This window comes from Bacillus sp. MT94 (assembly GCF_058792475.1).
Genome location: NZ_JBXAEZ010000002.1, coordinates 181,069 through 196,152 on the forward strand (window position 1 = coordinate 181,069; position 15,084 = coordinate 196,152).

At 35.7% G+C, this 15,084-nt stretch carries 13 protein-coding genes and 1 pseudogene; 3 read left to right on the forward strand and 11 right to left on the reverse strand.

The window, feature by feature from the left end; genetic code table 11:
• From def to AC1Q51_RS06580, 8 genes are all read right to left on the reverse strand, one after another.
• Window positions 1-471, reverse strand: coding sequence for a peptide deformylase (def, locus tag AC1Q51_RS06545; RefSeq protein WP_000279455.1), 471 nt, complete (start codon window positions 469-471; stop codon window positions 1-3).
• 11 nt (window positions 472-482) lie between these two features.
• Window positions 483-2,888, reverse strand: coding sequence for a primosomal protein N' (gene priA / locus AC1Q51_RS06550; protein ID WP_090977185.1), 2,406 nt, complete (start codon window positions 2,886-2,888; stop codon window positions 483-485).
• Window positions 2,885-4,090 carry a bifunctional phosphopantothenoylcysteine decarboxylase/phosphopantothenate--cysteine ligase CoaBC gene (coaBC, locus tag AC1Q51_RS06555; protein WP_000911748.1) on the reverse strand — a complete coding sequence of 402 codons (1,206 nt, stop codon included), beginning with the start codon at window positions 4,088-4,090 and terminating at the stop codon, window positions 2,885-2,887. The genes priA and coaBC overlap by 4 nt, the downstream gene beginning before the upstream one ends.
• A 172-nt stretch (window positions 4,091-4,262) precedes the next feature.
• The gene (rpoZ, locus tag AC1Q51_RS06560; RefSeq protein WP_000933961.1) at window positions 4,263-4,475 is read right to left on the reverse strand and encodes a DNA-directed RNA polymerase subunit omega; all 213 of its coding nucleotides are present in this window, start codon (window positions 4,473-4,475) and stop codon (window positions 4,263-4,265) included.
• Between the two features lie 2 nt (window positions 4,476-4,477).
• Complete coding sequence (gene gmk / locus AC1Q51_RS06565) at window positions 4,478-5,095, reverse strand: guanylate kinase (protein WP_001257742.1); 618 nt, start codon at window positions 5,093-5,095, stop codon at window positions 4,478-4,480.
• Between the two features lie 13 nt (window positions 5,096-5,108).
• Window positions 5,109-5,372, reverse strand: a complete 264-nt coding sequence (gene remA, locus AC1Q51_RS06570) for an extracellular matrix/biofilm regulator RemA (RefSeq protein WP_001251456.1) — start codon at window positions 5,370-5,372, stop codon at window positions 5,109-5,111.
• 67 nt (window positions 5,373-5,439) lie between these two features.
• Window positions 5,440-6,315, reverse strand: a complete 876-nt coding sequence (locus tag AC1Q51_RS06575) for a YicC/YloC family endoribonuclease (protein ID WP_000625865.1) — start codon at window positions 6,313-6,315, stop codon at window positions 5,440-5,442.
• Window positions 6,316-6,414: 99 nt separating this feature from the next.
• Entirely contained in the window at window positions 6,415-9,138 is a 2,724-nt protein-coding gene (locus tag AC1Q51_RS06580) for a calcium-translocating P-type ATPase, SERCA-type (RefSeq protein WP_001104774.1), read from the reverse strand.
• A gap of 105 nt (window positions 9,139-9,243) precedes the next feature.
• Between AC1Q51_RS06580 and AC1Q51_RS06585 the strand changes: the two genes are divergently transcribed.
• On the forward strand, window positions 9,244-10,953 hold the full coding sequence (locus tag AC1Q51_RS06585) for an Rqc2 family fibronectin-binding protein (protein WP_000863271.1): 1,710 nt from the start codon (window positions 9,244-9,246) through the stop codon (window positions 10,951-10,953).
• A 50-nt stretch (window positions 10,954-11,003) separates the two neighbouring features.
• Here AC1Q51_RS06585 and AC1Q51_RS06590 read toward each other — a convergent pair whose 3' ends face one another.
• Complete coding sequence (locus tag AC1Q51_RS06590) at window positions 11,004-12,185, reverse strand: lysozyme inhibitor LprI family protein (protein WP_000736524.1); 1,182 nt, start codon at window positions 12,183-12,185, stop codon at window positions 11,004-11,006.
• 304 nt (window positions 12,186-12,489) lie between these two features.
• Between AC1Q51_RS06590 and AC1Q51_RS06595 the strand changes: the two genes are divergently transcribed.
• Both AC1Q51_RS06595 and AC1Q51_RS06600 read left to right on the forward strand, forming a co-directional pair.
• The gene (locus AC1Q51_RS06595; protein WP_098284585.1) at window positions 12,490-13,560 is read left to right on the forward strand and encodes a M24 family metallopeptidase; all 1,071 of its coding nucleotides are present in this window, start codon (window positions 12,490-12,492) and stop codon (window positions 13,558-13,560) included.
• 82 nt (window positions 13,561-13,642) lie between these two features.
• A complete protein-coding gene (locus tag AC1Q51_RS06600; RefSeq protein ID WP_001012043.1) occupies window positions 13,643-14,167 on the forward strand; it encodes a DinB family protein in 525 nt (174 codons plus the stop codon).
• A 32-nt stretch (window positions 14,168-14,199) separates the two neighbouring features.
• Here the strand turns inward: AC1Q51_RS06600 and AC1Q51_RS06605 are convergent, their stop codons facing one another.
• Window positions 14,200-14,568, reverse strand: coding sequence for a YoqO family protein (locus AC1Q51_RS06605; RefSeq protein ID WP_001208250.1), 369 nt, complete (start codon window positions 14,566-14,568; stop codon window positions 14,200-14,202).
• A gap of 15 nt (window positions 14,569-14,583) precedes the next feature.
• Window positions 14,584-14,947 (reverse strand): annotated as a pseudogene (locus tag AC1Q51_RS06610) (YoqO family protein).
• Window positions 14,948-15,084: the final 137 nt, after the last annotated feature.

Below are 15,084 nucleotides of genomic sequence, written 5' to 3' on the forward strand. Positions count from 1 at the left end.
CTATTCTAGTTCGTTTTCTTCATAATATCTTGTCACTTTCGATGTAAATAAAACACCGTGTAAATGATCGATTTCATGTTGAATTGCACGCGCTAAAAATCCTTCCGCTTCTAATAAAAATACTTTCCCACGGCGATTTTGCGCTCTTACTTTAATATAATCGGCACGTTCTACTTCACCATAAAGTCCCGGGAAGCTTAAACAGCCTTCGGGACCTACTTGTTCACCACGTTTTTCTAATATTGATGGATTGATTAACTCGATTTTCCCAGTATCATCATCGACATCAACAACCGCTACTTGCAAGCTTACACCTACTTGAGGCGCAGCTAAACCGACTCCGTCCGCAATTAACATTGTTTCATGCATATCTTTCAACAATTTCACTAACTTTTTATCAAAGTTAATTACTCTTTCGCATGGTGTTTCTAACACTTCATTTGGATGCTTGATTATTTCTAAAACTGCCATATTTCCCTCCGCTACATTAACATTGTTGGATTAAAATCAATTGAGATTTGTAGCTCTTTTTGCATTTCTGCTTGATAATGTTCATTTACCATTTTGAGCACGTTCTTTAAGTTTGGTTCCCGTTTGTATTTTATCATGCATTGATAACGATATCTATCTTTTATCCTTGGAATTGCTGAAGCAACTGGTCCTAACACCATTGTTTGCTGTGAGCAATGCGTTCGTAAATACGAGGCAATTTTTTCCGTCACTTGCACCGCTTTTAATAATTCAGGATGAGATACAGTTACAAGTACAACATAGTAATATGGGGGATATTGTCTTGTTCGCCTCATTTGCATTTCTTGGTCAAAAAACACATCATATTGTTGGTTCTTCGCTAACTCTATACTGTAATGTTCTGGCGTATATGTTTGAATCACAACTTCCCCTGGCAATTCATGTCTACCCGCTCGTCCACTTACTTGCGTCAATAACTGATATGTCTTTTCACTTGCCCGAAAATCAGGTAAGTGAAGCATCGTATCTGCAGTTAAAACCCCAACAAGAGTTACTTTCGGAAAATCTAATCCTTTAGCAATCATTTGTGTTCCAAGTAGTATATCTGCTTTTTCTTCCCCAAACGCCTTTAATAATTTTTCATGCATTCCTTTTCGACTTGTCGTATCTACATCCATTCGAATGACTCGCGCCTCTGGAAATAGTTTTGTAATTTCTTCTTCTACCTTTTGTGTACCTGTACCAAAGAAACGAATGTATGTACTTTGACAAGCTGGACACTCAGTTGGCATATTCTCTTCGTAACTACAATAATGACATTTTAAACGATGATTCATTTTATGATATGTCAATGAAATATCACAATGCGGACATTGTACAACATACCCACAATCACGGCACATAACAAATGTAGAATGACCTCTTCTATTTAAAAAGAGTACCATTTGTTCTTTCTTTTCTAATCGATCTGCTATTTTTTCATGCAGCGCCTTAGAAAACATTGATCGATTCCCGTCACGAAGTTCTTCTCGCATGTCAACAATCTCTACCGTTGGTAAAGCTTGTTCATTCATACGTCTTTCCATTGTTAGTAGTTTATAAACACCTTTTTTCGCCCTTGCAAACGATTCAAGTGTTGGTGTCGCACTACCAAGAACGATAGGACATTTATGATATTGCCCTCTCCAGACAGCTACATCTCTTGCATGATACCTCGGATTATCTTCTTGTTTGTAACTTGATTCATGCTCTTCATCAATAATAATAATCCCTAAATTCTCAAAAGGCGCAAAAACGGCTGAACGCGCACCAACTACAACTTTCACTTCTTTTCTTAAAATCTTACGCCACTCGTCATACTTTTCTCCAACAGACAACGCACTATGAAGAACTGCAACTTGCGAGCCAAACCTACCTTTAAAACGATCCACCATTTGGGGCGTTAGTGCAATTTCAGGAACAAGAACGATAGCTTCTTTTCCTTTCTCAAGCACTGCTGCTATAGATTGTAAATATACTTCTGTCTTTCCACTTCCTGTAACACCATATAGTAAAAATGGATTATAAGTTTCATTTGTAATTGATGATAAAATCGGTGTAATAACTTGTTTTTGTTCCTCCGTAAGTGGAAATGGTTTCGTTTGTTCAAAATCATCATCGTCATACGGATTTCGGTATACTTCCACATACTTTTCTGAAATGAAGCCCTTTTTAACAAGTGCTTTTATTGGAGCATCTGTTATTTGTAACTCTTCTGTAATTATTTTCAACGGTACACTTTTATAATTTTCCACAAAATAATAAAGTACATCTTGTTGTTTTTTACTTTTCAGTTCAAATGCCGCTAATTCCAATTTATCTTCTGGCAACTCCGGCTGAACAACTCTTTGCTTCTTCTTTTGTACTTTATCTTTCACTTGATAAACGACTTCAACCGTACCATTTTTAATTTCTTGTTGAATAGTCCGGTATAAATGTGGCTGCTGCTCGATTACTTCAAAATCAATTGCTTCTTTATCCTGAAATAAATATAGTATTTCAGATGCTATTTCTTCCTGTTTACAAAGTTGTAGACGTTTTTTATACGTTGCTTTTATCGCAGTTGGAAGCATCACTTGAAAAGCTGAAATCATGTAGCATAACGTTTCACTTGTAAGCCAATATCCAAGCTTTAATAATTCATCATTTAAAACCGGTGTTACATCTAATATTTCATGGATTGTCTTTAACTTCTTACTTTCTACATCCACCGAATCTTTAATCCCAATAATAAAACCTTGTAATTTCCTTGGCCCAAACGGAACTACTACACGCATTCCTGTCTGTACAATATCTTCCCATTTTTCAGGGATAATGTAATCAAATGGTCGATCTGTCTGACGGGCAGGTACATCAACAATTACACTTGCAAATTTCATAAACGATCATCTTCTAACATCATTTCAATTTGCTTTAATATTTCACGAGCTACCTCTTTTTTCAGTAAAAGTGGTAACTCAATAACTTTTCCATCTTTTCTATACATTGTTACAATATTCGTATCCGTGCCAAATCCAGCTCCTTGCGCTTTTACATCATTCGCGACAATCATATCTGCATTTTTCTCACGTAGTTTTTTCGTTGCATATTCCTCTACATTTGTCGTTTCAGCAGCAAAACCGATAAGTAACTGTTTATCCTTTTTCTGACCTAACGTTTTTAAAATATCCACCGTTCTTTCGAGTTCAATGACAGCATCACCATTTTGCTTTTTCATTTTATTATCATGAACATATTTCGGACGATAATCTGCAACTGCTGCTGTTTTAATGACAACGTCTACGTTTTGATAATGTTGAAGAACTGCTTCTAACATATCTTGTGCAGATTCCACTTGCACTGTCGTTACATGTAACGGTGGATTTAATGCTGTCGGTCCTGAAACGAGTATAACATCAGCGCCTAAATTCGCCGCCACTTCTGCAATCGCATACCCCATTTTTCCAGAAGAAAAATTCGTCATAAAACGAACTGGATCAACTTTTTCACGTGTTGGGCCAGCAGTTATTAATATTCTTTTTCCCTGCAATGGTTTGTGTTCTGAGAAAGCTTCCTCTAACCGTGCAATAATCGCTTCAGGTTCTTCTAGTCGTCCCTTCGCTACATATCCACATGCTAAAAAGCCTTCCCCAGGCTCAATAAATGTATATCCTAGCGTTTTCAATGTCATCATATTTTTTTGAACAATTTTATTTTCATACATATGCACATTCATAGCAGGCGCAATCCATACCGGGGCTGTAGTAGCTAACAGAGTAGTTGTAATCATATCATCTGCAATACCACCAGCTAACTTTCCAATACAATTGGCAGTAGCAGGTGCGACAAGTACAACATCCGCCCAATCTGCTAAATCAATATGAGCAATAACAGCCGAGTCTTTCTCATCAAACGTATCCGTATATACATCATGGCGAGAAAGCGCTTGGAATGTAAGAGGCGTAACAAACTTCATTGCCGACTCACTCATCATTACTTTTACAATCGCGCCAGATTGTGTCAATTTACTCGTTAACGCAGCTGCTTTAAAAACCGCAATGCCTCCTGTTACACATAGAAGTATCTTTTTCCCTTTTAGCATATGACTCGTCCTCTTTCTTTTTCAAACTTATAATACTGAAATAGAATTCCCAGCTCGTCAGTACCAATATTTCATTCCTTTCGTAAAAAAATAACAACCTACTTGTAAATAGGTTGTTACCGTTACATAGAAAATTATAAAGTCTATGTTTTATTTTGTCGAAGGCAAAGGCTTATTCAGCTACTTTATCTTCACTTGGTACGTAGCTTAATGCTTCTGCATCGATTTCTTCTAATGCTTTACCTACACATTTATGAGAAACAGGTTGCTCTACAACACAGTTATTAGCAAGTTGCATTTCACGTGCGCGTTTTGCAGCCACTGTTACTAATGTGTACTTAGAATCGATTTTTTGTAGTAATGAGTCAATTGATGGATTTAACATAATTATAGACCCTCCGTCATTTCTTTATAATATTTTGCTACCCTTTCGCGGCGGCAATGTTCGCCAACCACAATCGCTTTAATTCTATCACAAGCTAATTCAACTTGATCGTTTTCTACTACATAGTCGTAAGCGTCCATCATCTCGATTTCTTCTTTCGCTACAGTTAAACGATTTTCAATAACATCTTCAGTCTCTGTACCACGTCCGACAATACGGCTCTTTAGTTCAGATAAACTTGGAGGTGCTAAGAAAATAAATACACCTTCTGGGAAAGCTTTCTTAACTTGAATTGCTCCTTGCACTTCAATTTCTAAGAATACATCTTTTCCTTCTTGTAATGTTTTTTCAACATAGTCAATTGGTGTTCCGTAATAATTACCTACGAACTCAGCCCACTCAAGTAATCTTTCATTACGAATCATTTCCTCAAATTCTTCTCTTTCTTTAAAGAAATAATCCACACCATCTACTTCACCTTCACGCGGCTTACGTGTCGTTACTGAAATAGAGTACTGAAAACGTGTATCCTCATGGCTAAACAGCTCTTTACGAACCGTTCCTTTTCCAACCCCAGAAGGCCCTGAAAGAACGATGAGCAATCCTCTTCTACTTCTCATAAATATGTAAAACCTACCCTTCCTCACTTAAATCTTCTTTATTATTCAAACGATGTGCAATCGTCTCTGGTTGAATTGGACTTAATACAACATGCCCATCATCCATAACAATAACCGCCCTTGTTTTTCTCCCATACGTAGCATCAAGCAAAGCATTATGTTCGCGTGCTTCTTGTACTGTTCGTTTAATAGGAGCTGACTCCGGACTTACAATAGCAATAATTCGATGAGCAGATACAATATTTCCGTATCCAATATTTAAAAACCGCATGGCCATAGTTTGCGCCTCCTAGTAAGTCTATCCGATTTCTCCACCACGTATAACTTTATATATTTTTTGAAAGCTACTCAATATTTTGTACTTGTTCACGAATTTTTTCAAGGTTATTTTTCATTTCTACAACATATTTTGAAATTGTTAAGTCATTTGCCTTAGAACCAATCGTATTAATTTCTCTATGCATCTCTTGCACGATGAAATCCATTTTCCTTCCAACAGGCTCTTCAATCTGCAATGTTTCACGAAATTGCTCTAAATGACTTTGCAAACGAACTAACTCTTCATGAATATCACAACGCTCTGCAAAGATTGCGACTTCTGTTAGCAATCTTTGTTCATCTAACTCTTGATTATGTAATTCTTTTAAGCGATTTTCTAATCGTTCACGATATTTTTGTGTAACAATTGGTGCATGTGGAATAATTGCATTTACACAATTGCTAATCTCTTGTAAACGATACGCTATATCTTTATGTAATCGTTCTCCTTCGTCATCTCTCATCGTTTTCAACATATGAGCAGCTTGACGAACAGCCTCATATAAACTGTTTTCAAAATGTTCATTTACATTTTCTATTTCTTCAATTGCTGTTACTTCTGGCATTGCCATTAATTGCTCGAGTGTAATAGAATCTTGTAATTGAAACTTTCCTTTTATATCTTCCATCATCGATTGGTACTGCTCAAGAAGTGACCAATTCACACTTAATTTTCTTTCAACAAGTCCTTCACCTGCTATACTAATAGACACTTCAATGCGTCCACGTCGAACTTGCTGTGCAATTATTTTACGAATTTTGTCCTCAAATACCATCATTTGCTTAGGAAGTCGAATACTCATCTCTAAAAAACGGTGGTTCACCGATTTCATTTCTACTGTAATTTGAAAAGTATCACTTTCTACTTTCGATCTTCCAAACCCTGTCATACTAGAAATCATTTTTATCACATCCAAGCCATAAAATAACTCAATGAAAAAGGTAATAGAGACAAGGCTCTACTACCTTCTGTAAATTATATCACATTTTCATAACATTGACTATTTCAAGTTTAATCCCTTCTTATATAACATTGGCTTTTTCTTTTTCGCCTTTTTCCCTGTTAATAAAGAACCTACTAGTAAGAAAGTCGGAATTGATGACAAACCTCCAATTAATAACCAATCTCTTGCTTGTATCGGCATTGTGCTAAAAATCGGTTGTAACGGTGGATAATATATCACTACTAGCATGAGTAGTAATGAAATGATAACCGCCCCTACTAAATACACGTTCCCAAATGGATTACGATGAAAGACAGAATGCTCACTACGACAATCAAATACATGAATAAGCTGAGCAAGTACCAACGTCGCGAACGCTACAGTTTGTGCATATTTGAGTTCATTTGGATGTTGGTTATACGCAATAATAAACGCTACTAACGTCACTGCCCCAATTAAAAAACCTCGACTTATTATTTTCCATGCAAGCCCTCTAGCGAATACCCCTTCTTTCGGGTGGCGCGGCGTTCTCTTCATCACATCTCCTTCAGCCTTATCCAAACCTAATGCCATCGCTGGTAAACCATCAGTAACTAAGTTCACCCATAAAATTTGAATAGGAACCATCGGCAGGGGTAATGCAAGTAACATCGCAAATAACATAACTAAAATTTCTCCAACATTTGATGCTAATAAATATCGGATGAACTTACGTATGTTCTCGTATATATTTCTTCCTTCTTTAATCGCTGACTTAATTGTAGCAAAATTATCGTCTAGTAAAACAAGTGAAGAGGCTTCTTTTGCAACATCTGTTCCTGTAATCCCCATCGCTATCCCAATATCCGCTGTTTTTATAGCTGGAGCATCGTTCACTCCATCACCTGTCATCGCTACTATATGCCCTTGATTTTGCAGTGCCTTAACAATTTTTAATTTATGTTCAGGTGATACACGAGCGAATACATACGTATCTTCTACAACATTTTCTAATTCCTCCACATCCATATTCGCGAGTTCTACTCCTTCAACAACGCGTCCATCTGGTGGCAAAACTCCTAATTGTTCAGCAATCGCCATTGCTGTCACTTTATGATCACCTGTAATCATTACTGTTCGAATACCAGCTTCTTTACACTCTTTTACCGCCTGCGCCACTTCTGGTCTTGGTGGGTCAATCATACCTTGTATCCCAACCAACATAAAATCTTTTTCAACGTCTCTTTCATGTTCAATAGAATCCGTTATTTTTAAAGGTTTAAACGCAACTGCAATTGTTCGAAGCGCTTGACTACCTAAGCTATGAATAGCCGCCTGTACTTCTTTTCTATATAGCTCACTTAACGGCTGTTGCTTATCCCCCCATAAAATCGTTTGACTCATTTGTAAAAGAACATCCGGTGCTCCCTTCGTAACAATAAACTTTTTCCCCTCTCGATCTCGTACAATAACACTCATCATTTTTCGAGTTGAATCAAATGGAAATTCACGAATAACTTCAAATTTCCCTTTCAATGCCTCACGTGTTATCCCAGCTTTCATTGCTGCAGCTACAAGCGCTCCCTCTGTTGGATCTCCATCTAATACGTACGCCTTTTTCTTTTGAATAATATTTGCATTGTTACATAGTGAACCAAATGTAAGTAGCTGATAAAGTGCTTTTGTCTTAGCTGGATTCACTTCTTTTTCACCTTTCATAAAAGAGCCATTAGGTTCATATCCTTGCCCTGTCACTTTCCACAATTCTCCGCCTGACCACATATGTGTTACCATCATTTTGTTTTGCGTCATTGTTCCCGTTTTATCAGAACATATAACGGAAGCACAACCTAACGTTTCTACGGCTGGTAACTTTCGTACAATTGCTCTCTTTTTTATCATACGCTGTACACCAAGTGATAAAGCTACTGTAACAATTGCCGGCAACCCTTCTGGAATAGCCGCAACAGCCAGAGACACACCAGCTAAAAACATATGATATACTTCATTCCCTTGATACACACCAGCTAATACAACGAGTGCTGTCAAAATAAGAGCCACAATAATTAATATTTTTCCGAGCTGTTCTAACCTTCTTTGCAGTGGTGTTTCCATTTGCTCTGCATTTTGTAACATATTTGCAATTTGCCCCATCGCTGTATTCATACCAGTTGCTACAACGACTCCTGTACCAGATCCTCGCGTAATCATTGTCCCCATAAAAGCCATATTTTTTTGATCACCAATTGCAACATCTTGCCCTTGCAATGCTTCTACCTTCTTTTGTACAGGTACGGACTCCCCTGTCAAAGCAGACTCTTCAATATATAAACTTGATGCTTCAACAAGACGCACATCAGCCCCAATACGATCACCACTGGAAAACTTAATAATATCACCTAAAACAAGTGCTTTAGATGGTGCTTTTACCCACTTTCCATTCCGCATTACAGTAACTTGTGGAGCGGCTAGTTCCTTTAAAGCTTCCAATGATTTTTCAGCTTTTCTTTCTTGAAAAAATCCGAGAATACCATTGATAATAACAATGGCAACAATAGCAATAGAATCAATGTATTCACCTAAAAACGCAGAAACAATTGTTGCTCCAAACAAAACGAGTACCATGAAATCTTTAAACTGTGCTAAAAATACCATTAGTGCAGAAGGCCTTTTTGCTTCTTCTAATTCATTAGTACCAAATTTCTTTACGCGCCCTTCTGCTTCTTTCTCTGTAAGTCCAACCTTTACATTCGTATTCGTTCTTTCTTCCACTTCATGTGCCCGCATTCCATACCAGTTCATCCTGCCATCGACCTCCTGATTCCAGACATACTCTATTGAAAGCTTATTCAGCCTCGTCCAAAAAAATGCTATAATTAACTTTTAGTTAGAAAGGAGTGTTCATTTATGGCATTCGATGGATTATTTACAAGAGCAATTACACATGAAATTGCAAATTCTCTTTACACAGGAAGAATTTCCAAAATATATCAACCTTCAAAGTATGAGATTTTATTACATATTCGAGCAAACGGAAAGAACCAAAAACTAATTCTTTCGTCTCACCCTACATATGCGCGTCTGCACTTAACGAATCAAAACTACGATTCACCAGCAATACCGCCAATGTTTTGTATGCTTCTTCGTAAACATTTAGAAGGTGGGTTTATTGAAAAAATTGAACAAATTGACTTAGAACGTATTATTCAAATTACAGTTCGCAGTCGGAATGAAATTGGAGACGAATCATTAAAAACATTAGTAATCGAAATAATGGGCCGACATAGTAACATTATCTTAGTAGATACGAAAACAAACGTTATTTTAGATAGCTTAAAACACATATCTTTAGCGGTAAACCGCCATCGTACTGTATACGCTGGAGCTGAATATATTGCACCACCAGCACAACATAAAATTAACCCACTTCAGATTGAAACAAATGATGAATTTATTAGACCACTAGACTTTCTATCTGGAAACATGGATAAACAGCTTGTCGGCACCTTTACGGGAATATCCCCGTTATTCGCAAAAGAAGTAGTGAAAAAAGCTGGTATGGTAAATGAAAAAGCATTAGCGGATGCATTTTTCTCCATACAAAAACCATTATTAACTCATACATATTCACCAGCGATGACTACTTCAAATGGGAAAGAATTCTTTTATCTTTTCCCTCTTGCACACTTGCAAGGAGAAGATAAGACGTTCTCATCTGTTAGTGAATTGCTTGATCGTTTCTTTTTCGGAAAAGCAGAGCGCGATCGTGTAAAACAACAAGCTCATGATTTAGAACGCTTTATGCAAAATGAAAAAAATAAAAACGAGAAAAAACTCATTAAACTCGAAAAAACACTGCAAGATGCTGGAAAAGCAGATAAATATCAACTATTTGGAGAGCTACTTACAGCTAATATGTACGCTTTGAAAAAAGGCGATAAAGATATTGAGGTCGTTAATTATTACGATGAAAATGGCGGAACTGTAAAAATCACATTAGATCCTTTAAAAACACCATCTGAAAATGCACAACGCTATTTCCAAAAGTATCAAAAAGCAAAAAATTCAGTTGTTGTTGTAGAAGAACAAATCGAAAAAACCAATGAAGAAATTCTTTATTTTGATAGCTTACTTCAACAAATGGAAGCTGCTTCTTCAAAAGATATTGAAGAAATTCGTGAGGAATTAGCTGAAGAAGGTTATGTGCGCAATCGCAAAACGAAAAACGCAAAGAAAAAGCCTACTAAGCCAGTATTAGATAAATATTTAGCAAGTGATGGCACAGAGATTTTCGTTGGTAAAAACAATAAACAAAATGATTATTTAACAACGAAGTTTGCCCGCCGTGATGAAATTTGGTTACATACGAAAGACATACCTGGCTCTCACGTTGTCATTCGTTCTTTAGAGCCTGCTGAAGAAACTTTACTAGAAGCTGCCAAAATTGCCGCTTATTACAGTAAAGCGAAAGAGTCTAGCTCTGTACCTGTTGATTTCACTAAAATACGCCATGTGAAAAAACCGAGTGGTGCAAAACTTGGTTTTGTTACGTACGACAATCAGCAAACCGTATATGTAACACCAGATGCTGATATTGTAATGAAATTAAAAGCGTAAATACAAAAATGCGTTGCTTATAAGCAACGCATTTTTTATATTCGTTCACACTAGTTCATATACCCATTTACTAATTCATAACATCTTGCTTTTGTCATCTTATATTTCTCTTCTGAAGCTTCTATACGCCTCATCGTTCCATTATTTGTATCAGTACCAATTGCTTTAACTTTACTTTCTTTTTCTTTAACCCACGCAATTTGTTTCGTTTTTAACGACTGAAACGCATCAGGTGACATCGTACTTTTTAATGTACTGTAAATTTCATTTAGTTTATTATCCCACAGTTCATAATTTCCTTCTATTTCATTTACTATATCATTGGTTGACATAGCATTCGTATGTTTTTCTTGTTTATCTATAGCAGCTAATTCACTTAAAACATTTGCTCTATCTATCTTTGAAGAAGATTCTTTTTGCGATTGTTTCTCTTCTTTTGAGCCTGTATACGCACTCGAATCCTTTCTCTGTACTTGTTCTGTTTCTTGAATATTTCTTTCTTTCGTTACCTTTTCATACCTATTTTTATCTACATTGTATGAAATAAGAGATGTTTTCGCATTTACAGTAATTAATCCGTTACTATCTTTGAATATGTATTTCTTATCGCCACTATTTTCTTCACTTACAAATGACACATTCTTATCGTCTGGCATTTTTAAAATTCTATTTGCTTCTTCTTTTGTAAGTTTTAAATCTTCAGGAAAAACGAATGACCATTTATCCATTAACCATTCCCCTTCTTTATACACCAAATGAAATTCCCAATCTTGGGCCGCATTACCTATTTCATCTTCTAAACTTAATGTATGTACCGTTAAATTTTCTTTATCTTGTGAAGAAGAAAATCTTATTTCAGTTTGAAAATAATTTGGGAATGGTAACATATCAGTCTCTCTCGATCTATTAAAGTTAGCAAGCAATTCAGGAAGCTGATTCTCTACAAACTTTTCTGAAACCAATCCTTTAACTCCTTTTTTAGCTGTCTCTAAATCCCCAGGATTATTTCGGCTCCATCCATTTTCTTTTTCCATCTCACTAAACGCATTTGCTATTCCATCTACACTCTTTCTTACAATCTTTTTTGCTTCTTTTTCTGTCACTTCTGGCGCTTCATCAAGCTGGTCAATCATTTTATTCACTTGAACTTTGTTTTCACTTGTTTCACACCCCGTTATAACAAGCATACTAGCGGCCAAACAAAATGACATTACTTTACTTAATTTCTTCATACATTCACATTCCTTAACCCAATTTTTTCGTTACATCTCTTTACCTACAAAAAAACGTAACAATCCCTTATTATACCAATTTTTTAATTTATTTATACAAAAAATATAATACTTAAATTAAAAAGATTTTGTTTGCAAGTTTACATTATTGTTCATTCACATAAAAACTTACTGTAAAAATTTTATATATATTTATTTTACATCCGTCTAGTTTTTTTGACACACAGCTACCCTCTTCTCTTTTATTCTAAATAAATATATTGGCACAATTCTTGCTTTATTAATGTAAAAAGGAGGAATTAAAATGAATATAAGAATAACTAACATCCAAAAACAACTACATAATTACGGAATCGACGGGTTACTTATTACAAAGAAAGAAAACCGTCAATATGCAACAGGCTTTACAGGTAGCGCAGGCGTTGTCTTAATCGCTGCGCATAAAGCTATTTTCATTACTGATTTCCGTTACGTAGATCAAGCAAAAACGGAAATAAAAGCAGCAGAAATTATTATGCATAAAGGAAATTTAGAAGAAGAAGTTGCAAATCAAGTATCAAAATTAAACATTCAAAAACTTGGTATAGAAGACAATAATATGACTTTGCAACAATTTAAGAAACTACAAAAATATATACATACAGAAATGGTTCCAGTGTGTGAGATTATTGAAGATATTCGACTTATTAAAGACACATCTGAAATAGAAACAATGAAAATCGCAGCTACAATCGCTGACGAAGCATTTCACCATATTGTTACATTTCTAAAGCCTGGAATAAGCGAGACTGACGTTCGAGATGAGTTAGAATTTTTCATGCGAAAAAAAGGGGCTACATCTTCTTCATTCCAAATCATTGTAGCCTCAGGCGTTCGTTCTTCACTTCCCCATGGAGTTGCATCAAATAAAATAATCGAACGCGGCGATATCGTTACATTAGACTTCGGTGCACTTTACGACGGATATTGTTCCGATATAACACGTACCGTAGCAATCGGGGAACCATCGGAAGAATTCCAAAAAATATACAATGTTGTACGAGAAGCGTTAAAGCGTGGGACTGAAGCAATTAAGCCTGGAGAAACTGCGAAAAGTATCGATGATATAACGAGGAATTACATTACAGAACATGGATACGGTCAATACTTTGGCCACTCTACCGGGCACGGTCTTGGGTTAGAAATACATGAACCACTTCGCTTATCCCAAGAAAGCAAGGCAACTTTACAAGAAGGTATGGTTGTTACAGTTGAGCCGGGCATTTACATACCGAACTGGGGCGGTTGTAGAATCGAAGATGATATTGTCATCACCAAAGATGGTTATGACGTTATTACAAAATCAAATAGAGAACTAATTGTTATTCCTTGTTGAAATCACGACCTTTTTTAAAGGAGTTTTTCGTTGCACATAGAATTCTTTCTCTGGAGTCATCGTTTAAGAGGGGGAATTTAAATTGAATTTTGTAATTGATAAGATAGATGGGTTACAGCCTGAATTTTCAAATCTTGTTTCCATGATGAATTACGCTCGCTATACAACAATGCAAGGGGTGGAAGGTTTAACAATTGAGGAACTTGATTATTTATATGATAAGGACACAAATTCAATTGGCATGTTATTGTATCATATGGCTGCTATTGAATTTTACTACCAGATTCATACTTTTGAAGACCGTGAACCAACGGAGGCTGAATTAGAACGCTGGTTACCTGGCATTGAATTAGGCGATCTTGGGCGTGAGAAAATAAAAGGAAACGCTATAGAATTTTACATAAATACATTACAAGAAGTACGTTCCAAAACAATCGAGACTTTTCAATCGTTACCTGATGAATGGTTATTTAAAACGACAGACTTTTGGTATGACAAACCAGCAAATAACTATTTTAAGTGGTTTCACGTTTTTGAAGATGAAATCAATCATCGTGGACAAATTCGTTTAATTAAAAAGATGCAAAAAGCTCATGCAGTAAAATGAGGAAATGCCACCGAATAAGGTGGCATTTTCTTTTATTCATTAACGAATAGCTTTTCGTTTACTATTTTAGTGACTACCACTACCAACATTAAAATGCATATTAAATATAGCATTTTCGCAATAAACAACCACCCTTGAAACATTACAATTCCATCTATTATCTCATTTCCTTTCCATAACAAAAACGGAATTGTGCTGATTATAATGACAAATTCGATGCTGAAAACCATTTTCTTTTTTCGACTATATGCTTTCCATTCATTCCAGCGATACATAGGAGCAAAAATCAATACTCCTATACATAATATAACTGGTACCCATTCACTGTTAAGAAATTGTCCTGAAATAATTGATAATAGTAAACAAACTAGCACACCATAATATCCTATTTTTTCTCTCATTCGTACTCCCCCATTCTACTTCTCCTTTAATATGTAACTTGCTATACTTATAACAATTCTTAGAAAAATAACAACTATAATTACAAGATAAAGACCGTTTGCAGAAGACATCCATTCTTGAAAAATAGACATTTTCTCCATTTGTTTCTGACCCTCTATTAAAATAACCCCTGCGAACAATGAGCAAACAACGATGATACCTATCATAATTCCGATACTTTTTACTGTATTGTTTCATACCATCCCAGTTATATAAAAGTATAAATACAAACCCGAAAACAAGTATAATACTTATCCATTCATTGTTTGTAAATAGCTTTAAAATGATTAATAGACTACAAGATATGATAAATCCCAAAAATCCAATTTTTTTGTGCATAAGCCCTCCTCGAATTCCATTTTTAGGATTAATTGTATTGTAACATCCATTTTTATCCTTACCATTGCAGTACATGAAATTTTACCTTTTTTTCTGTTTCTTATACTCACATACTTTCCCTACTTTCATACAATAAA